Origin of the sequence: Pseudomonas sp. B16(2017) (assembly GCF_002113205.1) — a bacterium.
GTDB lineage: Bacteria > Pseudomonadota > Gammaproteobacteria > Pseudomonadales > Pseudomonadaceae > Aquipseudomonas > Aquipseudomonas pharyngis.
In genome coordinates, this window is sequence record NZ_NEKA01000003.1 from 212,400 (window position 1) to 232,465 (window position 20,066).

At 58.6% G+C, this 20,066-nt stretch carries 25 protein-coding genes and 1 tRNA gene; 4 read left to right on the plus strand and 22 right to left on the minus strand.

Going from position 1 to position 20,066, the window contains the following annotated elements; genetic code table 11:
• Positions 1 to 64: 64 nt before the first annotated feature.
• The 3 genes from gcvT to CAG25_RS06275 all read left to right on the plus strand — a co-directional run bounded on the left by gcvT (position 65) and on the right by CAG25_RS06275 (position 2,392).
• Complete coding sequence (gene gcvT / locus CAG25_RS06265; RefSeq protein WP_085610804.1) at positions 65 to 1,189, plus strand: glycine cleavage system aminomethyltransferase GcvT; 1,125 nt, start codon at positions 65 to 67, stop codon at positions 1,187 to 1,189.
• 404 nt (positions 1,190 to 1,593) lie between these two features.
• Positions 1,594 to 1,806, plus strand: a complete 213-nt coding sequence (locus CAG25_RS06270) for a cold-shock protein (RefSeq protein ID WP_003237709.1) — start codon at positions 1,594 to 1,596, stop codon at positions 1,804 to 1,806.
• Positions 1,807 to 1,903: 97 nt separating this feature from the next.
• A complete protein-coding gene (locus CAG25_RS06275; protein WP_085610805.1) occupies positions 1,904 to 2,392 on the plus strand; it encodes an RDD family protein in 489 nt (162 codons plus the stop codon).
• A gap of 58 nt (positions 2,393 to 2,450) precedes the next feature.
• Here CAG25_RS06275 and nadA read toward each other — a convergent pair whose 3' ends face one another.
• From nadA to CAG25_RS06370, 19 genes are all read right to left on the minus strand, one after another.
• Positions 2,451 to 3,509 carry a quinolinate synthase NadA gene (gene nadA / locus CAG25_RS06280; RefSeq protein WP_064383746.1) on the minus strand — a complete coding sequence of 353 codons (1,059 nt, stop codon included), beginning with the start codon at positions 3,507 to 3,509 and terminating at the stop codon, positions 2,451 to 2,453.
• 270 nt (positions 3,510 to 3,779) lie between these two features.
• Positions 3,780 to 3,855 (minus strand) — tRNA-Lys (locus tag CAG25_RS06285).
• A 62-nt stretch (positions 3,856 to 3,917) separates the two neighbouring features.
• Entirely contained in the window at positions 3,918 to 4,610 is a 693-nt protein-coding gene (queC, locus tag CAG25_RS06290) for a 7-cyano-7-deazaguanine synthase QueC (RefSeq protein ID WP_007951197.1), read from the minus strand.
• Position 4,611: 1 nt separating this feature from the next.
• Complete coding sequence (queE, locus tag CAG25_RS06295; protein WP_085610806.1) at positions 4,612 to 5,259, minus strand: 7-carboxy-7-deazaguanine synthase QueE; 648 nt, start codon at positions 5,257 to 5,259, stop codon at positions 4,612 to 4,614.
• Between the two features lie 164 nt (positions 5,260 to 5,423).
• Positions 5,424 to 6,263 (minus strand): tol-pal system protein YbgF, encoded by an 840-nt coding sequence (gene ybgF / locus CAG25_RS06300; protein WP_085610807.1) that lies wholly within the window; start codon positions 6,261 to 6,263, stop codon positions 5,424 to 5,426.
• A 6-nt stretch (positions 6,264 to 6,269) separates the two neighbouring features.
• Positions 6,270 to 6,767: a peptidoglycan-associated lipoprotein Pal gene (gene pal, locus CAG25_RS06305; protein ID WP_003178634.1), complete on the minus strand. Its 498-nt coding sequence runs from the start codon at positions 6,765 to 6,767 to the stop codon at positions 6,270 to 6,272.
• Positions 6,768 to 6,819: 52 nt separating this feature from the next.
• Entirely contained in the window at positions 6,820 to 8,100 is a 1,281-nt protein-coding gene (gene tolB / locus CAG25_RS06310; protein WP_166742344.1) for a Tol-Pal system beta propeller repeat protein TolB, read from the minus strand.
• 17 nt (positions 8,101 to 8,117) lie between these two features.
• Positions 8,118 to 9,197: a cell envelope integrity protein TolA gene (gene tolA / locus CAG25_RS06315; protein ID WP_064383749.1), complete on the minus strand. Its 1,080-nt coding sequence runs from the start codon at positions 9,195 to 9,197 to the stop codon at positions 8,118 to 8,120.
• Complete coding sequence (gene tolR, locus CAG25_RS06320; protein WP_162130475.1) at positions 9,197 to 9,649, minus strand: protein TolR; 453 nt, start codon at positions 9,647 to 9,649, stop codon at positions 9,197 to 9,199. The genes tolA and tolR overlap by 1 nt, the downstream gene beginning before the upstream one ends.
• 23 nt (positions 9,650 to 9,672) lie before the next feature.
• Positions 9,673 to 10,368: a protein TolQ gene (gene tolQ, locus CAG25_RS06325; RefSeq protein WP_039766018.1), complete on the minus strand. Its 696-nt coding sequence runs from the start codon at positions 10,366 to 10,368 to the stop codon at positions 9,673 to 9,675.
• On the minus strand, positions 10,358 to 10,825 hold the full coding sequence (gene ybgC / locus CAG25_RS06330; RefSeq protein WP_007951203.1) for a tol-pal system-associated acyl-CoA thioesterase: 468 nt from the start codon (positions 10,823 to 10,825) through the stop codon (positions 10,358 to 10,360). The genes tolQ and ybgC overlap by 11 nt, the downstream gene beginning before the upstream one ends.
• Positions 10,826 to 10,952: 127 nt before the next feature.
• A complete protein-coding gene (ruvB, locus tag CAG25_RS06335) occupies positions 10,953 to 12,014 on the minus strand; it encodes a Holliday junction branch migration DNA helicase RuvB (RefSeq protein WP_085610808.1) in 1,062 nt (353 codons plus the stop codon).
• Positions 12,015 to 12,623, minus strand: coding sequence for a Holliday junction branch migration protein RuvA (ruvA, locus tag CAG25_RS06340; protein ID WP_007951205.1), 609 nt, complete (start codon positions 12,621 to 12,623; stop codon positions 12,015 to 12,017).
• A 114-nt stretch (positions 12,624 to 12,737) separates the two neighbouring features.
• Positions 12,738 to 13,265 carry a crossover junction endodeoxyribonuclease RuvC gene (gene ruvC, locus CAG25_RS06345; protein WP_007962095.1) on the minus strand — a complete coding sequence of 176 codons (528 nt, stop codon included), beginning with the start codon at positions 13,263 to 13,265 and terminating at the stop codon, positions 12,738 to 12,740.
• 157 nt (positions 13,266 to 13,422) lie between these two features.
• Positions 13,423 to 14,169, minus strand: coding sequence for a YebC/PmpR family DNA-binding transcriptional regulator (locus tag CAG25_RS06350; RefSeq protein WP_003227527.1), 747 nt, complete (start codon positions 14,167 to 14,169; stop codon positions 13,423 to 13,425).
• A gap of 125 nt (positions 14,170 to 14,294) precedes the next feature.
• Positions 14,295 to 16,070, minus strand: a complete 1,776-nt coding sequence (aspS, locus tag CAG25_RS06355; RefSeq protein WP_064599001.1) for an aspartate--tRNA ligase — start codon at positions 16,068 to 16,070, stop codon at positions 14,295 to 14,297.
• Between the two features lie 108 nt (positions 16,071 to 16,178).
• Positions 16,179 to 16,400: an FmdB family zinc ribbon protein gene (locus CAG25_RS06360; RefSeq protein WP_007951210.1), complete on the minus strand. Its 222-nt coding sequence runs from the start codon at positions 16,398 to 16,400 to the stop codon at positions 16,179 to 16,181.
• A gap of 113 nt (positions 16,401 to 16,513) precedes the next feature.
• A complete protein-coding gene (locus tag CAG25_RS06365; RefSeq protein ID WP_085610809.1) occupies positions 16,514 to 16,861 on the minus strand; it encodes a ribbon-helix-helix domain-containing protein in 348 nt (115 codons plus the stop codon).
• A 245-nt stretch (positions 16,862 to 17,106) separates the two neighbouring features.
• A complete protein-coding gene (locus tag CAG25_RS06370; protein WP_007951212.1) occupies positions 17,107 to 17,577 on the minus strand; it encodes a Dps family protein in 471 nt (156 codons plus the stop codon).
• A gap of 308 nt (positions 17,578 to 17,885) precedes the next feature.
• On the opposite strand from CAG25_RS06370, the gene CAG25_RS28980 reads away from it, so the two are divergent.
• Positions 17,886 to 18,488: a cold-shock protein gene (locus tag CAG25_RS28980; protein ID WP_064599005.1), complete on the plus strand. Its 603-nt coding sequence runs from the start codon at positions 17,886 to 17,888 to the stop codon at positions 18,486 to 18,488.
• A gap of 94 nt (positions 18,489 to 18,582) precedes the next feature.
• Here CAG25_RS28980 and CAG25_RS06380 read toward each other — a convergent pair whose 3' ends face one another.
• From CAG25_RS06380 to CAG25_RS28250, 3 genes are all read right to left on the minus strand, one after another.
• Complete coding sequence (locus CAG25_RS06380; RefSeq protein ID WP_039766003.1) at positions 18,583 to 18,789, minus strand: SlyX family protein; 207 nt, start codon at positions 18,787 to 18,789, stop codon at positions 18,583 to 18,585.
• Between the two features lie 3 nt (positions 18,790 to 18,792).
• Complete coding sequence (locus CAG25_RS06385; protein WP_041475414.1) at positions 18,793 to 19,218, minus strand: HIT domain-containing protein; 426 nt, start codon at positions 19,216 to 19,218, stop codon at positions 18,793 to 18,795.
• A 462-nt stretch (positions 19,219 to 19,680) separates the two neighbouring features.
• Positions 19,681 to 20,034 carry a hypothetical protein gene (locus CAG25_RS28250; RefSeq protein ID WP_143492867.1) on the minus strand — a complete coding sequence of 118 codons (354 nt, stop codon included), beginning with the start codon at positions 20,032 to 20,034 and terminating at the stop codon, positions 19,681 to 19,683.
• Between the last annotated feature and the right edge of the window lie 32 nt (positions 20,035 to 20,066).

Genomic DNA, 20,066 nt, shown 5'->3' on the forward strand with positions numbered 1-20,066 from the left:
AGAGAACACAAAACTGGCCCCCTCTCCCTCCGGGAGAGGGTTGGTGTGAATCAAGGAGTCACGCATGTCCACCGAACAACTGTCGAAAACCCCGCTGCACGCTCTGCACCTCGAACTCGGCGCCCGCATGGTGCCGTTCGCCGGCTACGACATGCCGGTGCAATACCCGCTGGGCGTGATGAAGGAACACCAGCACACCCGTGAGCAGGCCGGGCTGTTCGATGTCTCGCACATGGGCCAGATCCGCCTGACCGGCGCCAATGCCGCCAAAGCCCTGGAAACCCTGGTGCCGGTGGACATCATCGACCTGCCGGTGGGCATGCAGCGCTACGCGATGTTCACCAACGAAACCGGCGGTATCCTCGATGACCTGATGGTCGCCAACCTCGGCAATGACGAGCTGTTCCTGGTGGTCAACGCCGCATGCAAGGACCAGGACCTGGCCCATCTGCAAAAACACATCGGCGATCAATGCAAGATTGAACAACTGTTCGAAGAACGCGCCCTGCTCGCCCTGCAAGGCCCGGCTGCCGTGACCGTGCTGGCACGCCTGGCGCCGGAAGTGGCGAAAATGACTTTCATGCAATTCACCCGCGTGAAGCTGCTGGGCGTTGACTGCTTTGTCAGCCGTTCGGGCTACACCGGTGAAGACGGTTTCGAAATCTCGGTTCCGGCAGCCGACGCGGAAAAACTCGCCCGCGCCCTGCTGGCCGAACCGGAAGTCGCCGCCATCGGCCTTGGCGCCCGTGACTCGCTGCGCCTGGAAGCCGGCCTGTGCCTGTACGGCCACGACATGAACACCGAGACCACGCCGATCGAAGCCAGCCTGCTGTGGGCAATCTCCAAACCTCGGCGTGCCGACGGTGCGCGTGCCGGTGGTTTCCCGGGTGCAGAACAGGTCTTCGCTCAGCAGCAGAACGGCGTTCAGCGCAAACGCGTCGGCCTGCTGCCGCAAGAGCGTACGCCGGTCCGTGAAGGTGCAGAGATCGTCAACGAAGCGGGCGAGATCATCGGCAGCGTGTGCAGCGGCGGGTTCGGCCCGACCCTGGGCGGCCCGTTGGCCATGGGTTACCTGGACAGCGCCTACGTCGCACTCGATACGCCCGTTTGGGCAATTGTTCGTGGGAAAAAGGTGCCATTGCTTGTAAGCAAAATGCCATTTGTTCCACAACGCTACTATCGTGGTTGATCGACTGTTTCTATAAGTAACGCGATTGCGTTATGCGTGCACTAATGTGTAACGCAATCGCCATAAAACAGTGCACTCGACTTACATACGATTCGAATTTGAACTTGGCTTATAACGTTCGAAAACAATTGAACAAGCTAATCGTATAAGCCGTACTAGTGAATCGACTAAGTGCCAGCAAGCGCAGGAAAACCGGGGCCTTCGCGGGGCTTGTTTTTTCTCCCGTAGTTGGCGTAGAGTTTGTCCACTGTGTTTGCATGGGTCAGCTTGGAATCGTGACCTGGGCAGTAGCCTACAAGTTAGCTACATCCCGTTCGACGTCTTCTTACTCTCCTGCAACCAGCCCCAGTACTCTTTCATGAGAAGGAGACTGTCATCAATTTTTGCGTCAAAGGAAATAAGAAATGTCCACACGTCAGAGCGGTACCGTCAAGTGGTTTAACGACGAGAAAGGTTTTGGTTTTATCACTCCAGAAAGCGGTCCGGATCTGTTCGTGCATTTCCGCGCCATTCAGGGCAACGGCTTCAAGAGCCTGAAAGAAGGCCAGAAAGTGACCTTCGTTGCTGTGCAGGGCCAGAAAGGCATGCAGGCTGACGAAGTACAAGCCGAAGGCTGATCTTCTGTTACGAAAAAGCCCCTGATATTGATATCAGGGGCTTTTTTGTGGGCGCAAATCCGTAAAATGGCGCTTCACTTTCCGTCCAGAGGCTGCCATGTCGAAACACCTGCTCACCCCCCAGGGCGATTTCCCCGCCGTCGGCCTGGGTCGTCGTCTGGCAGCGATGTTCTATGACTTTTTGCTGTGCACCGCTCTGCTGATCGTGACCGGTTTTGTTTACAAGCTGATCCAGGCGGCAATCATCGGCGAAGAGCGCCTGCGCGTCATGACCGACGCCGGGCAGCTGGATGGCGATCCGCTGTACTCCACGGTGTTGCTGTTGGTGCTGTTTGGCTTCTTTGCCAAATTCTGGACCCACGCCGGGCAGACCCTGGGCATGCAGGTCTGGGGCATTCGCGTGCAGAACGCCGATGGCACTGCGATCAGCCTGTGGCAGGCGTTGCTGCGGTTCATGGTGTCGATGGCGTCGTGGCTGTGCCTGGGCCTGGGTTTCTTCTGGTCGCTGCTCGATAAGCAGAAGCGCGCCTGGCATGACATCTACTCCGACACGCAGCTCGTGCGAATTCCGAAGAAAACCAAATAATCCTCCAGATGCAAAAACGCCCCGATCCAATCGGGGCGTTTTTGTTTGCGTCGCAAGGTCAGGCGTTGCCGGCCAGCTTCATCCGCGCGGCCTGAGTGAAATCGAGCATGCGCTTGAGCGGGCGGATCGCCTGAGGAATGAGAGCCGGGTCGACAAAGATCTCGTTCGAGCCGTCCTTCAGGCACTTCAGCGTGCGCTCAAGGGTGTTCATGGCCATCCACGGGCAATGTGCGCAACTGCGGCATGCCGCGCCGTTACCGGCGGTTGGTGCCTCGATGAAGACCTTGTCCGGGCACAGCTGCTGCATCTTGTAGAAGATACCGCGATCGGTGGCGACGATCAGGGTCTTGTTCGGCAGCGATTGAGCGGCGGCAATCAGCTGACTGGTAGAACCGACGGCGTCCGCCAACTCGATCACCGAGGTCGGCGACTCCGGATGCACCAGAATGGCGGCGTCCGGGTACAGCGCTTTCATGTCTTCCAGCTGCTTGGACTTGAACTCCTCATGGACGATGCATGCACCATCCCAGAGCAGCATGTCGGCGCCGGTCTGACGCTGGATGTAGGTGCCCAGGTGCTTGTCCGGACCCCAGATAATGGTTTCGCCGTTGTCCATCAGGCTTTCGACGATTTCCAGCGCGCAGCTGGAGGTCACGACCCAGTCAGCCCGGGCTTTGACGGCGGCCGAGGTGTTGGCATACACCACCACGGTGCGTTCAGGATGCTGATCGCAGAACGCCGAGAACTCATCCACCGGGCAACCCAGATCCAGCGAGCAGGTGGCTTCCAGGGTCGGCATCAACACACGTTTTTCAGGGTTGAGAATCTTCGCGGTCTCGCCCATGAATTTCACGCCGGCAACCACCACCGTCTTGGCCGGATGGGCATTGCCGAAGCGGGCCATTTCCAGGGAGTCGGAAACACAACCGCCGGTTTCTTCGGCGAGGGCCTGGATGATCGGATCGCAATAAAAGTGGGCAACCAGCACCGCGTCCTGAGCCTTGAGCTCGGCGGCGATGGCGGAACGGTAATAAGCCTCCTCCTCGGCTGTCAGCGGCTTGGGCTGCTTGGCGTCGAGATGGGCTTGTACCAGAAGGCGTTCGGAAATCTGCGTCATGTTCGCAAGACCTGCAGGCGCATTCGCGCGAAAGTCGAGTATACACCCGGCTCCGGACCGCTTGAGGGTACCGCCGGGAAAGTGAGTATTATCAGGCACGGACAGCAATGAAGCTGCGCAAGGCTACAGAATATCCCGTTGATACAAAAGATGATTCTGACCTGTGTCACGGAGGGAAGAAACGAAGGGAGGAATGCCCGAATCGCAGGCAAAAAAAAATCCGGAAATCCTCACTTTCGTGGGCCTTCCAGACTTTTAAAACAGCAAAAATGGTGGGTCGTGTGGGATTCGAACCTACGACCAATTGGTTAAAAGCCAACTGCTCTACCAACTGAGCTAACGACCCGCTGTGTGGTGGCGCGTATAATACTGATTTTTAAGGACTATTCAACACCTAATTTAAAAAAATCAAAAATAAGGTGTCGGGTCGCTGATTCCGGCCGCCGCGAAGCCTTCTGCACGCAGTCGGCAGCTGTCGCATTTGCCGCAAGCGCGGCCATCATCGTCCGCCTGATAGCAGGAAACGGTCAGCCCGTAATCTACTCCAAGCTTCACGCCTGCCTGGACGATCTGCGCCTTGCTCAGGTTCTGCAGCGGTGCCTGGATGCGGAAACCATTGCCTTCCACACCGGCCTTGGTTGCCAGATTGGCCATGCGCTCGAACGACTCGATGAACTCGGGACGGCAATCCGGGTAACCGGAATAGTCCACTGCGTTGACGCCGATAAAGATGTCGCGGGCGCCGAGCACTTCAGCCCAGCCCAAGGCCAGCGACAGGAAAACCGTGTTGCGCGCCGGCACATAAGTCACCGGAATGCCTTCGCCCAGCTCTTCCGGGATATCGATGCTAGTGTCGGTCAGGGCCGAACCACCCATGCCGTTCAGGTTCAGGCCGATCACCTTGTGCTCGACAACGCCCAGGTCGCGGGCAACGCGAGCAGCAGCATGCAGCTCGGCGTGGGAACGCTGACCATAATCGAAACTCATGGTGTAGCAGGCGTAACCTTCAGCGCGGGCCATGGCCACGACCGTGGCCGAGTCCAGACCACCCGACAGCAGGATTACCGCACGTTTTTGGCTAGTGTTCAGTTGTTCAGTCATCTCAGCGCCCCGGCTCATCATTCCATAGATATTTATGCAGCTGCAGTTGCAGGCGCACTGGCAGGTTATCCGCCACCACCCAGTCCGCCAGATCCCGAGCGTTCAGGTCATGGTGGCTTGGGGAAAACAGCACTTCACCTGCACGTCTCTCAAGACCGTACTGAATCAGCTTCGATACTGCCCAGTCATAGTCCTCACGCGAGCAGATGACAAACTTCACCTGATCGTTGGGCGTCAGCAGTTCGATGTTCTCGTAACGGTTGCGATGGGCTTCTTTGGAGTCTGGCGTTTTCAGATCGACAACCCGACTGACCCGCGGATCGACCGCCGAGATGTCGAGGGCGCCGCTGGTTTCCAGCGAGACTTCGTAGCCGGCATCGCACAACTGTTTGAGCAAAGGGATGGCATTGGGCTGTGCCAGCGGCTCACCGCCCGTGACACAGACGTAGCGCGGGCGAAAGCCGGCCACTTGCTCGAGGATGTCGTCGAGGGTACGGATCGTGCCACCGCTGAACGCGTAGGCGCTGTCGCAGTATTGGCAACGCAATGGGCAACCGGTCAGGCGCACAAAAATAGTGGGCAGCCCGGCAGTCCGCGTTTCCCCCTGCAATGAGTAGAAAACTTCGGTGATTCTCAATGTGTCTTGCATAGTCGCCACGGGCGTAACAGCTAAACAGGCTGTCCGCCTCCGTCAGGCACTTCAGGCAACCCCGCCAACGCGTAGATCACCAGAAGCGTGTTTCATAAAAGGGCGTGAATTCTAACGAAGAAACCCGCGACAAGCGCGGGTTTCTTCCAAACGGGTCAAAGCTGTTACATGCGTTGCAGATCGCGCTGGGCCAACTGCGCGGCGGACGTGCCCGGATACTGGGCCACCACCTGCTGCAGAATGCCTTTGACCTTGTCGGTATGACCGAGGCGGCGCTCTACGTCAGCCAGCTTGTACAGCGAATCCGGCACTTTGGCGTGCTTGGGATACAACTGCGAAACCTTGGCGAAAGCCTGACCTGCACCTTGCAGATCGCCTTTGGCCAGGTTCACTTCACCCAGCCAGTACTGGGCGTTGCCCGCGTATTGGCTGTTCGGGTATTTACGCAGGAAAGCGGCAAACGCCTGGCTGGCCTTGTCGAAATCCTTGGCTTTGATCAGGTCGAAAGCTGCATCGTAATACAGCTTTTCCTTGGCCGGATCAGCCGGCTCGCCACCCGCGGCAGGTGCCTGGGCGGCCGCAGCGGCCCCGGCTCCAGCGGCGGCACCGGCAGCAGCACTTGCATCGCCACCGGCAGAAGAATTCTCGGGAGTCGCGGCTGGTGCAACGCCGGATCCTATGCGCCGATCAAGATCCTGGTATCGCTCCAGGGATTCCTGCTTCATGCGCGCAACCTGATTCTGCAGTTCTTCGATCACGCCTTGCTGGCGAGATATCTGATCCTGCATTTGTTGCAGTTGGTTGAACAGCATGCCTTGTGCCGAGGCAGGGGCCGAAGCCGCTCCCCCGGCATAGGCGCCGTTCGTACCGTAACCCGCAGGCGGATAACTGCTCCCGCTATTGTTATAACCGGAGTTGTCATCGACCACAGGAACCGCAGCCCACGCCGCAAGCGGCGCGAGGCTGAGAGCCAGAACAGTTACAGCACGACGGCACGTTCGCATATCGAATTACTTACGCAGTTCGACGCGACGGTTTTGAGCCCAGGACTGCTCGTCGTTGCCGGTAGCAACTGGACGCTCTTCGCCGTAGGAAACCAGTTCCAGCTGAGCTGGGGAAACACCTTGCAGTACCAGGTAGCGCTGAACGGCTTTCGCACGACGCTCGCCCAGTGCCATGTTGTACTCACGAGTACCACGTTCGTCGGTGTTGCCTTCCAGAACAACGCGAGCGCCGTTTGCTTTCAGGTCTTTGGCGTGAACGTCCAGAGCGCGCATGGCTTCTGGCTTCAGGTCCGAGCTGTCGTATTCGAAGTAGAAGGTGGTGATTGCGCGCAGAGCAGCTTCTTCGCTCAGGGAACCGTCAACTGCACCAGTATTTGCGCCGTAACCAGCGTTTGGATCAACAGCGCCTTCACCGGCGTTGTCGCCGCCTTTGGACGAGCAACCTACAGCTACAGCCATGGCCAGAGCCAGCGCAGCAAATTTACCAAACTTCAGCATTTCCATCGTGAAACTCCTAATGAACCCCAGTGTGTTAAGTAAAACGTAAAGCGCCGCGTCAGTTCAGGTAAGGGGACCAGGACGGTTCTCTGACTTCGCCTTGAGCGGTAGGAAGCGGGAGCCTCACGCGTCCATTAATGGACACGAGCATCAAGACTCCCCGGCCCTGCTGGCGGGTGGCGTAGATTACCATGGTGCCGTTGGGCGCAACAGTAGGCGACTCGTCCAGAGTGCTATCAGTGAGGATTTTTACACTTCCGCGCTGCAAATCCTGAGCCGCCACTTTGAAATTGGTGAAACCGTCCTGACGATGGATCATCACCAGGGTCTTTTCATCCGCCGAAAGCTTGGGGTTGGCGTTGTAGTTGCCCACGAACGTCACACGCTCGGCACCGCCACCGCCAGCACTGGTCTTGTAGATCTGCGGTTTGCCGCCACGGTCGGAGGTGAAGTAGATGGTCGAACCATCCTTGCCCCAGTACGGTTCGGTATTGATGCCAGGGCCTGCGGTTACGCGGGTGATCTGACGCGAACCGAGGTTCATCACGTAGATGTCCGGGTTACCGTCTTTCGACAGCACGAACGCCAGGCGATTGCCATCCGGCGACCAGGCTGGCGCGCCATTCAGGCCTTCGAAGTTGGTGATCTGCTCGCGGCGACCGGTGTCGATGTTCTGCATGAAGATGCGCGGACGCTTCTGCTCGAACGACACGTACGCGATACGTTTGCCGTCCGGTGCAAAACGCGGCGACAGGATCGGCTCGCGCGATTGCAGCAGGGTCACGGCGCGGGCGCCGTCATAGTCAGAGCGCTGCAGGGTGTAGCGGGTGTTCTTCTCGGAGAAACGCTCGGCCGTGACGTACAGCAGGCGAGTCGAGAATGCACCTTTGATACCGGTCAGTTTTTCGAACGACTGATCGGAGATGTAGTGCGCCATGTCGCGCAGCTGTTCGGTGGTACCGGACACGCTGCCGTCAGCCACTTTCTGCTCGGTGGCGACGTTGAACAGAGCCCACTGCACCTGCAGACGGCCACCGGCCGGCACGATGCTGCCGACCATCATGTATTGCGCGCCCACCGCCTTCCAGTCACGGAAGATGATTTCGCTCGGCTGGCTTGGCTGGCTGATCATGTTTTGCTTTGGAATCGGCGAGTAATAGCCCGAGTTGCGCAAATCGTTACCAATGATTTCAGCCATGTCATCCGGCAGGACGGCACCGCCCTGGAAACCGAACGGTACGACGGCGATCGGAGTTGCCCGATCGCTGCCGCTGGTGACCAGAATGTTCTTTTCATCCGCCATCGCGATCCCTGCCATGCAGCAGATCACGACCAGCATTCCTCGAAGAAGGTTTCTCACAAGGCTAGATCCTCAGGTGTGAATGTCATCTTGAATGAACGATACGGAGCGAAATCGCTCGGCTTCATTCCCTGCATTTCCGTCAAACGTCCAATATTCTTGACCGCTGCCACTGCCGACGCATCGAACGGACCGTCGCCACTGGACTTGGCCACGCTGACCGAAGTCACCGTACCGTCCGGCAACATGCCGATCTGCAGCACAACCGTCATGCCTTTGCGTGCCGAAGGTGGACGTGCCCAGCCTTCCGCTGCCCGCGCACGAATCAGGTCATCGAAACTGCCCGCGACTTCATCGCCCTGCTCATCGGCCAAGGCCTGCTGGCGCTGCGGCGTGTCGGAAAGCAAATCTGCCAGGGCCTGAGCCTTTTTGTCTTCGGCGGATTTACGTGCCGCTTCCTGCGCTTTCTTCTTCGCAGCATCGGCAGCAGCTTTCTTCTTCGCGTCTTCGGCGACTTTCTTCTTCGCCTCTTCAGCTTCAGCTTTCTTCTTGGCGTCTTCGGCGGCTTTCTTTTTCGCGTCTTCGACGATCTTCTTCTTGGCTTCTTCAGCGGCGGCTTTCTTGGCCTCTTCTTCAGCAGCCTTTTTGGCTTCTTCTTCGGCTTTCTTCTTGGCTATATCAGCCAATTGTTTCTCTTCTGCCTTCTTGGCTTCGGCGGCTTTCTTGGCGTCGTCGGCTTTCTTGGCTTCATCAGCCTTCTTCGCCTCGTCCGCTTTCTTCGCCTCATCGGCCTTCTTGGCTTCCTCGGCCTTTTGAGCCGCTTCTTCTTTCTTTTGTTCCGCAGCCTTCACCGCTTCCTGCTCGACCTTTTTCTGCTCCATCTGCTCGACTTCGGTCTGGCGCGCGGCGGATTTCTTCGCCTCACCCGCAATCTTCTGATTGGTCTGGGTCGTTGCCTGACTTTTCGATTTCAGCTGGTACAGGGTCGCCTGAACAATCGGCTTGGCTGGCGGCAGCTCCGGGGTCAGGGCGAAACTGACAAACAGCATGCCGAACACCAGCACGTGCAAGCCAATCGCCCAGACACTAGGCCAGAAGTAGCTTTCCGAGGCGGACGGCTCTCGCTGTTGCTGCATCAGGGCGCCTCGGTGATCAAGCCAACGTTACCGACCCCGGCTTTCTGCAACCCGCCCATGGCGCCCATGACGGAGCCATAATCGACGGACTTGTCGCCACGGATGAAGACCTGGGTACGCTTGCCGCCTTCAGTGCCGGCGCGAATGATCTTGGTCACCGCGTCGGTCATCTGTGGCAGGGTCATGGCCCGGTCCTGCTGCTTCTCGGTGTCGACTTCGCTGCCAAGGTTCCAGTAGTAGGTCTTGTCCGACTTGATCGAAATGGTCAGCACCTGGGTGTTGTTGTCCTGCGGCAAGGCTTCGCTGGAAACCTTGGGCAGATCCACTTTCACGCCCTGATTGAGCATCGGCGCAGTCACCATGAAGATGACCAGCAGCACCAGCATCACGTCGATGTAAGGCACTACGTTCATCTCGGCGACCGGCTTGCGCTTGTGTCGGGCTCGAGTGATTAAAGCCATCGGGAAATACCTGCTTATTCTTCGCTGGTGTGCACTTTGCGGTGCAGGATCGCCTGGAACTCATCGGCGAAGGTGTAGTAGCGGCTCAGCAAGGTTTCGCTGCGGGCAGAGAAACGGTTGTAAGCGATAACGGCCGGGATCGCGGCGAACAGACCGATCGCGGTGGCGATCAGGGCTTCGGCGATGCCGGGTGCCACGGTGGCCAGAGTGGCCTGCTGGGCGCTGGCCAGACCACGGAAGGAGTTCATGATCCCCCACACGGTACCGAACAGACCGATGTACGGGCTGACGGAACCGACGGTGGCGAGGAACGGCAGGCTCTGCTCGAGCTTTTCTTCTTCGCGGGAGATGGCGACGCGCATGGCACGGGCCACACCTTCCATCACCGCTTCAGGATCGACGCCTGGCTGCTGACGCAGACGGGAGAACTCCTTGAAGCCGGCACGGAAGATCTGCTCGACACCCGAATCCGGATCCGGGTTGCTGCCGGCCTGACGGTAGAGTTTGGACAGGTCGATACCCGACCAGAAGCGCTCCTCGAAGCTCTCGAGGGCACGTCGACCGGCGCGTATCAGATTGCTGCGCTGAAAGATCATGATCCATGAGGTCACCGATGCGGCCACCAGAGTCAACATTACCAACTGCACCACGATGCTGGCATTGCTGACCAGGCTCCACATGGAGGAATGGTCGACGACGTTAGCTTCCACGCTTTATCTCCTGCTTTGAGTGTGTACCCGTGCCGACCGCGTCGGCAAAGGCCGCACGCAGGTCTTCGGGAAGGGCCCGGGGTTTCAAACTGTTAGTGCGCACACAGGCCACCAGAAACTGCCCTTCGCAGAGCAGCACATTATCCGTTGCCCGCCTGACCTGCTGTCGGAAGCGCAGGCTGGCACGGTTCAATTCGATTACATCAGCGCTTACCAGAAGCTCGTCGTCCAGTCGCGCCGGCGCGTGATAACGCGCTTCGCTGGAATGCACGACGAACAACAGGTCCTCCCCGGCCAGCGCCGACTGAGCAAAGCCCAGCTCCCGGAGCCGTTCGGTTCGAGCCCGTTCCATAAACTTGAGGTAATTAACGTAATACACGATGCCGCCCGCATCGGTGTCCTCGTAATAAACGCGACAACGATGTGCGAACGGCTCAAGCCCGTTTTGCGCGCGCATACTCTAGTGCTTACTCCTCGGGTTGCCAATCCAGCCAGGCAACTGTTTTTCATTGTTGGAAGGCTTTATCGCAAAAGTACCGTCCTGTGACAGTACAAACGCTGAATAAATCGACAATAAATGTGTATCAATCGTCCACGGCATCGAGAAACTCGTCTGCCACGGGCATTTCGCCCATTCGTGTCGGAATGTTTAAACCAAAATGCAGGTACGCGTGGCGGGTCACCACCCTGCCCCGCGGCGTACGCATGATGTAGCCCTGCTGAATCAGGTACGGCTCGAGCACGTCTTCGATGGTGTGGCGCTCTTCGCTGATCGCCGCCGCCAGACTGTCGATGCCCACCGGACCGCCGTCAAACTTCTCGATCATGGTCAACAGCAGACGCCGGTCCTGATGATCGAAACCATGCTCGTCGACGTCCAGCAGGTTCAGCGCCAGATCTGCGACGGACTTGGTGATGTGGCCCTTGGCCCGGACTTCGGCGAAATCCCGCACCCGGCGCAGCAGACGGTTGGCGATCCGCGGCGTGCCACGGGCGCGGCGGGCAATCTCGAAAGATCCTTCCGGATCCAGCGGCAAACCGAGGATATTCGCCGAACGGCTGACAATCGTCGCCAGGTCAGCGGTGCTGTAGAACTCGAGGCGCTGGACGATACCGAAACGGTCACGCAAAGGGTTGGTCAGCATGCCCGCCCGCGTGGTTGCACCGACCAGGGTGAACGGTGGCAGATCGAGTTTGATCGAACGCGCCGCCGGCCCTTCACCGATCATGATGTCGAGCTGGAAATCTTCCATCGCCGGGTACAGTACTTCTTCGACGATCGGCGACAGACGATGGATTTCATCGATGAACAGCACGTCGTGCGGCTCAAGATTGGTCAACAGCGCCGCCAGATCCCCCGGACGCTCCAGCACCGGACCGGAAGTGCTCTTGATCGACACGCCCATCTCCTGGGCAATGATGTTGGCCAGCGTGGTTTTACCCAGCCCCGGCGGACCGAAGATCAGGGTGTGGTCGAGGGATTCGCTACGGCCACGGGCGGCCTGGATAAACAGTTCCATCTGCTCGCGAACGGTCGGCTGGCCGATGTATTCGGCCAGGCTGACGGGACGTATCGCCCGATCCTGGACTTCTTCGCGCTCACGCGGACTGTGCGTGGCCGCGATCAGACGATCAGCTTCAATCACTTAAATCATTCCCTTCAGGGCGCGTCGAATCATGTCTTCGCTGCTCAGGCCTTTCTCTTTGATCGCGGAAATCGCCTTGCTCGCTTCCTGCGGCTTGTAGCCCAGGGAAATCAGCGCGCTGACCGCATCGTTCTCGGCGGTGTTGACCGGCGCCGGGCCGTCCGGCTGGTTCGGCACCAGGGCGAACATGGCCGGCGAGGTTTCCCAGGCCTTGAAGCGATCCTTCAGTTCGACCAGCAGACGCTCGGCGGTTTTCTTGCCCACGCCCGGCACCTTGGTCAGCGCCGAAGTGTCCTGTGATTGCACGCAGCGGATCAGTTCGTCGACTTCCAGACTCGACATCAAGGCCAGGGCCAGTTTCGGTCCAACACCATTGAGACGGATCAACTCGCGAAAAAAGTCTCGCTCACGCTTGCCGGCAAAACCATAGAGTAACTGCGCGTCTTCGCGTACGACCAAATGGGTGTGCAAGGTCAGCGGTTCACCGACCGACGGCAGACGATAAAGGGTGGTCATGGGCACTTCCAGCTCATACCCGAGGCCGTTTACATCCAGAATCAGGTGCGGCGGCTGTTTCTCAGCCAGAGTGCCGCGCAAGCGTCCAATCACGTTTCAGATCCTTGAGCGTTGGCCAGCCGTGGGCTGGCGACCGACAGAGCATGGATTCACGGCCGACAACCCAGGCACGAAATCCACATTCCGTAAAAATGACTGCTGATGCTATCAGAGACGCAGGCGCCCGCCACGACTGCGTGCCGTTCCCAAGCCGTGCGGCAACAGACTGGAGCGCGTGTGAGCGTGACAAATGGCAATCGCCAGGGCATCCGATGCATCGATTTGCGGTTTGCTGGTCAGCTTGAGCATGTGCATGACCATCATCTGCACCTGCTCTTTATTAGCGGCACCCGTGCCGACCACGGCCTGCTTGACCTGGGTGGCCGTGTACTCGGCGATTTCCAGGCATTCTTCGGCGCCGGCAACGATAGCGGCCCCCCGGGCCTGCCCGAGCTTCAGCGCCGAATCGGCGTTTTTCGCCATGAACACCTTTTCGATGCCCATGGTGACCGGACCGTAGGTCTGGATGATTTCGCGCACGCCGCGATAAACGATCTGCAGACGTTCATGCAACTCGCCAGCGCCGGTACGAATGCAGCCCGATGCCACGTAGATGCAGCCGCCGCGTCCGGTATCGCGAACAATCCCGTAACCGGTGATACGCGAGCCGGGGTCGATACCAAGAATTAAAGTCATAACGCCTGCGGGTTCGGTAAAAACACAAAAATCAAAACATCAAATAACCAATGCGGGAGCGGGCTTGCTCGCGAAGGCGGCGTATCAGCAAGCATCAATGCTGGAGACACCCCGCCTTCGCGAGCAAGCCCGCTCCCACCGTGAAGCCTAGCCGCTCTTAGCCTAACTGAGCGGCCACGTCTTCCGGAATGTCCGCATTGGAATAGACGTTTTGCACGTCATCCAGATCCTCAAGCATATCGATGAGCTTGAGCACCTTCTCGGCGCCCTCCAGGTCCAGTTCGGCGCTGGTGGTCGGCTGCATGACGATTTCCGCGTCATCACCCTTGAAGCCAGCAGCTTCCAGGGCATTGCGCACTGCGTAGAAACTGGTGAACGAGGTGAACACGTCGATCGAGCCGTCTTCGTGGCTGACCACGTCGTCGGCATCGGCTTCAAGTGCCGCTTCTGTCAGTGCGTCTTCGTCGACACCCGGTGCAAAGCTGATCTGGCCCTTGCGTTCGAACAGATACGCCACCGAACCGTCGGTACCGAGGTTGCCGCCACACTTGCTGAACGCGTGGCGCACTGCCGCTGCGGTACGGTTGCGGTTGTCGGTCATGCACTCGACCATCACCGCCACGCCACCCGGGCCGTAACCTTCGTAGGTCAGTTCTTCAACGTTGTCGGCCTCGGTCGCGCCGGCGCCACGGGCCACGGCACGGTCGATGATGTCCCGGCTCATGTTGGCGCCCAGCGCCTTGTCCAGCGCCAGACGCAGACGCGGGTTGGAGCCCGGATCGCCGCCGCCCTGACGGGCCGCCACGGTCAGTTCGCGGATCCACTTGGTGAAGATCTTGCCTCTCTTGGCATCCTGGCGTTCTTTGCGGTGCTTGATGTTCGCCCACTTGGAATGACCTGCCATAACTCGCTCCGAATTCTCTTGGACCAATGCCCGCCATGCATTCGCATCGGCCAGCAAAAAAATCTTGTTTTCAATCACTGCAGAAAGAAAAAAGGCGCATCCGACGATGCGCCTTCAGGCCCGTCTTACTCGGCCTTTGGCGTTTCGCGCAAACGAATGTGCAATTCGCGCAATGCCTTGGCATCCACTACACCCGGCGCCTGCGTCATCACGTCGGCAGCACTCTGGGTTTTCGGGAAGGCGATCACTTCACGGATCGACTGGGCGCCGGTCATCAGCATCACCAGACGGTCCAGACCGAAGGCCAGACCACCGTGCGGCGGCGCACCGTATTTCAGGGCGTCGAGCAGGAAGCCGAACTTCTCTTCCTGTTCCGCTTCGTTGATGCCCAGCAGACGGAACACCGCCTGTTGCATCTCCTTGCGATGGATACGGATCGAACCGCCACCCAGCTCGGTGCCGTTCAGCACCATGTCGTAGGCACGGGACAGAGCGCCCGCCGGGTTGGCTTCCAGCTCTTCCGGCGAGCACTTCGGCGCGGTGAACGGGTGGTGCAGCGCCGAGAAGCTGCCGTCATCGTTCTCTTCGAACATCGGGAAGTCGACGACCCACATCGGTGCCCACTCGCAGGTCAGCAACTTGAGGTCGTGACCGAGCTTGATACGCAGCGCGCCCAGGGCTTCGCTGACGATCTTGGCCTTGTCGGCGCCGAAGAACACGATATCGCCGTCGACTGCACCGACGCGATCGAGGATCACGTTCAAGTTGGCTTCCGGGATGTTTTTCACGATCGGCGATTGCAGACCATCAACACCGGCCGCACGCTCGTTGACCTTGATGTACGCCAGGCCCTTCGCACCATAGATGCCGACGAACTTGGTGTAGTCGTCGATCTGCTTGCGCGGCATGCTCGCCCCGCCTGGAACGCGCAGTGCGGCGATACGGCATTTCGGATCGTTGGCAGGGCCGCTGAAGACCTTGAAATCCACTTCTTTCAGCTGATCGGCCACGTCGACCAGCTCCAGCGGGTTACGCAGGTCCGGCTTGTCGGAACCGTAACGGCGCATGGCTTCTTCGAACGTCATGTGCGGGAATTCGCCGAATTCCAGACCCAGCACTTCCTTGAACAGGTTGCGGATCATGCCTTCGGTCAGGCCCATGATGTCTTTTTCGTCGAGGAAGCTGGTTTCGATGTCGATCTGAGTGAACTCAGGCTGACGGTCGGCACGCAGGTCTTCGTCGCGGAAGCACTTGGCGATCTGGTAGTAGCGGTCGAAGCCGGCGACCATCAGCAGTTGCTTGAACAGCTGTGGCGATTGCGGCAACGCGAAGAACGAACCGGCGTGGGTACGGCTCGGCACGAGGTAGTCGCGCGCGCCTTCTGGCGTGGCACGGGTCAGGATCGGTGTTTCGACGTCGAGGAAGCCGTTTTCGTCGAGGTAGCGACGGATGCTGGTGGTCATGCGCGAACGCAGACGCAGCTTCTCGGCCATTTCCGGACGACGCAGGTCCAGGAAGCGATAGCGCAGGCGGGTTTCTTCGCCGACGTCGGAGAACTCGTTCAGCGGGAACGGCGGGGTTTCCGACTCGTTCAGCACTTCCAGCTCGTAGCCCAGCACTTCGATCATGCCCGACGCCATGTTGGCGTTAGTGGCACCGGCCGGACGCAGACGCACCTTGCCGGTGATCTTCACCACGTATTCGCTGCGCACGCGATCGGCGGCGGCGAAGCTCTCGGCGCGATCCGGATCGAACACTACCTGGGCCAGACCGTCACGATCACGGATATCGAGGAAAATCACCCCGCCGTGGTCGCGACGACGGTGAACCCATCCGCAAAGGGTAATTTCCTGGCCTTCCAGGCTTTCGTTCAGTTGGCCGCAATAATGGCTGCGCATCATGGTAGTGGTTCGCTTCTCGTAATTCGAAATTCGGTGGAGATCCCGCTGCACTCAAGCACTGTGCAACTTGTGGAAACTCGCGCGTGTCGTTCGACCTGGGTCTGAACCCTAGTCAGATTTGTCGCCACCGGCCAGGTTCTTCTTCGCGCCGGTCTTGAAATCGGTTTCGTACCAGCCACTGCCGCTGAGGCGAAAGCCCGGCATGGACAGCTGCTTCTTGAGTTCCGGCGCCTGGCAGGCAGGGCAATCGACCAGTGGTGCGTCGCTGATCTTTTGAATGGCTTCCAACTGATGACCACAGGAAGCACATTGGTAATCGTACATCGGCATGGGGTTGTCTCGGCAATCAGATTGCCAGCACGCGCAGGGCTGTGCGGCGAAAGGGCGGGATTATAGCCATTAAATGCGGCCTGTGCAGCCGGAAGACTGCACAGGCCGTCTCGTCAGTGACACCCCCCGTTATTGATCCCGGGAGAATCCCGCAGGCCGTGCACCACACACACCACCCGCACCAGACCGCTGAAGTTTTTCACCCCGCCATGGCGCAGGTGCACTTCACGGTCAACGCGGGACAACAGCGTGCCGACCGAACAGCAATTGTCCTCGGCCATCCGGCCCAGAATGTTCCAGTAAACCTGCTCCAGCCGCATGCAGGTCGCGAACCCGTTCAAACGTACCGATCGGGACGACGGCCGGATCAACTCCATGTCGAATCCGCCGAGAAAGGGCTCCACGATTTTCTCTTGCTGCGAACCGCCAGCGATCTCTATTCGCCTGTCTCCACCTTCCATATCGTTGACACTCCTTTGCCATTTCTGCGCTTGTTTTCAAGGCAACATCCTGTGACCTCATTAAAAGCGCAGGCGCAAAGGCAGATCCAGATGACTTTTTGACCATCCGCGTAGGATAAGCCAACGCGATACGGAGGATCATGGAGCGGTGGGGCGTCTTCCTTGCTTCCTACATTCGCGAATGACTTTTCCGGGCAAAAAAGAGAACAGCGCACGAATGAAGTGAGTCCGTGCGCCTTCCGCCGTCAGGCCTCGAGCAGTGCGCGCAACATCCACGCGGTTTTCTCGTGAACCTGCATACGCTGAGTCAGCAGGTCGGCGGTCGGCTCATCGCTGACTTTATCCAGCAGGGGGAATATCCCCCGCGCCGTGCGAGTGACTGCCTCCTGACCCTCGACCAATTGTTTGATCATGTCCTCGGCACTCGGCACCCCCTCTTCCTCTTTAATGGAAGACAGCCGCGCATAGGTCGCGTACGCGCCCGGGGCGGGAAAACCCAGGGCCCTGATACGTTCGGCAATCGAATCCACCGCCAGGGCCAGTTCGTTGTATTGCTCCTCGAACATCAGATGCAGGGTCCGGAACATCGGCCCGGTGACGTTCCAGTGGAAGTTGTGGGTCTTCAGATACAGCACGTAGGTGTCCGACAGAAGGCGCGAGAGCCCTTCGACGATGGATTTGCGGTCTTCTTCACTGATACCGATATCGATTGCCATGTTTACCCCCTAAAGGCGATTGAATTCATCCAACAGGTGTCGCTGCACTGTAGCAAGGCCATCCCCGCCCCGCAGCCCCCGCATGACCCCGATAGACGCGACAAATCGTCCGACGCCTGCCGCTGGCCGGCGTAATTTGAGTACCCGCAGGCTTTGCTGTTAAATAGGCAGTGTGTCGCTACGCCCCGTTTTCCGGGCCTGCGCATAGGCTGATGCCGGGTACGTGTCCAACGCCTCTTTATTGTTCCGAAGCGAACCGTGCGCCTTCAGCTCTTCCTTGTGAGCCGTCATAACGTGAGTCAATAAAAATGTTGAAAATCGTCCACCTGCTAATGGGCGCAGCAGCCTTGCTGCTGTCCTTCATACCTAGCCTGAAGTCCGAAGCGGTACCTTACCTGCAACAACCCGATGCACTTTACCTGGCCTTTTTCGGCCTGTTGAACCTGATCCTTGCGCCAGTCATCCCTTACTGGAACAAAGGTCCGCGCCAGCATCTGCAAAACCTGGTCAGCGCCTTGCTGGTCCTGACCGTCGTCCTGCAAACCCTGACCCTGATCGCGCCGATGCCTGTCATCGCCGGCCAGCCAGCCGTACTGTTCAGCCTGGTGATTGCACTGATTGCCGTGGTCCTGCACCTGGCCGTCAGCTTTTATAAATCCTCACCGGCCGCCGCTACGCAAAGCTACGACATGAGCAACCGCGATACCGGCACCGTCAAGTGGTTCAACACCTCCAAGGGCTTCGGCTTTATCTCCCGGGATTCCGGCGATGATATTTTCGTGCACTTTCGCGCCATCCGTGGCGAAGGCCACCGCGTTCTGGTCGAAGGCCAGCGCGTGGAGTTCTCGGTGATGAACCGTGACAAGGGCCTGCAGGCCGAAGACGTGATCGCCGCCCTGCCGCGTCGCTGATTCACGCCTCCCGGCAATAAAAAACCGCGAACAGCCTGGCTGTTCGCGGTTTTTTAATGCGCGCTTTTTTCACGGGAGCATGCCCGAACGCCTCTCAATAGTGTGGCGGCGGCGCGTCTTCCTCAAAGGATCCGATCTGGCCGACCATCTCTTCCTGACGCTTGAGTACAGCTGCCATCTGCAATTGCAGACGCTCAACCACCCGCTGCTGCTCCACCAGCACATCGTTCAATGCCTGAATGGTGTCGTCCTGAAACGCCAGGCGACTTTCCAGCTCGGTAACACGTTGTTCGAGGCTCATGACTCAGCCCTCCAGAAAGGTGAAATCTTCGTCCAGCACCAGACGCAGGCGCTCGCGGATCGCGGCCACTTGCTCGGCACTGTAAGGCTTGGCGGGGTGCTTGCCCCAGACCGGCGCCGGCCAGGCGGCATCGTCCCGTTTACGCACGATGACATGCATATGCAGTTGGCTGACAACATTACCCAGGGTCGCGACATTCATCTTGTCGGCATCGAAGGAGTCCTTGAGCACTTCGGCCAGGGCCGTGGTTTCCTGCCACAAGCGCTGCTGGTCGGCGACATCCAACTGAAACAACTCGCTGATATCGTCGCGGCGTGGCACCAGGATGAACCACGGGTAGTTGGCATCGTTGGACAACAGCAGTCGGCAGAGCGGGAAATCGCCGATGGTCAGGGTGTCCTGTTGAAGTCGTGAATCTAAAGCAAACACTGCGCGCACTCCCGGCGGTTGACCTGTTTTCAGCTTAGCGCCCCACTGCGAAAGCAGCGCGCCAAACGACTGGACGGCAGCATACCTGCGATTGTGGAGTCCTTCACGGCGAATGCGCTACTGCAAGGATTTCCAGCGCCCCGGAATGAGCCATTTGCAGCATGAGCGCACCAGTACGGAACCTGCCAATGAACACGGCGCAAGGACCGGGTCATATCGTGGCGTTTACGGCCCTTCAACCGCTCAACTGTATGAATTCAGTACAGCCATTGAAATTTTTTGCACCAAAACCGCACAGCACGTCTACGCTCAGTGCGTCGGGCATCCGCCGAATACTCACTGACGGGGTGAACCGGTAACGTTTTTGGTTGTCGCGCTGCGACTTTCAGGGAGCAACACCATGCGAAGGATGGCGTCAAGCCTGTTCGAAAGACCCTCGAACCCCCCGGTTTTATGAGGTTTTTACAGCATCAGACGAGCACCTTGAAAAAAACCGGAACAATTCAGCGGTTTGTGCACGCTTGTTGCATTCATACCCATATGGACTATAAGCGCACCACAAGAAGTGGATGCCTTGAGCCCCATAAAAACAGTGGCAGGGTTGCCCGATGGAGATTCAAGCGTTTTGCCAAGGGACTCTTTTTTACCGATGCTCAAGCTCTGTAAAACAGCGCTGAAGTTGTCAGTCCCATTGCATTTGGACTGTAAATTTGCGACATCTACCAAGCCGTTTGCGACACGCTCGTAAAGAAGCTGAAAGGTTGGATTCGCAAGTATCGCCAACATGGTCGGCGTGATATAAGTTTGCGCCGACACAAAAAGAAAGAGCCGCCCAGATAATAAAACAG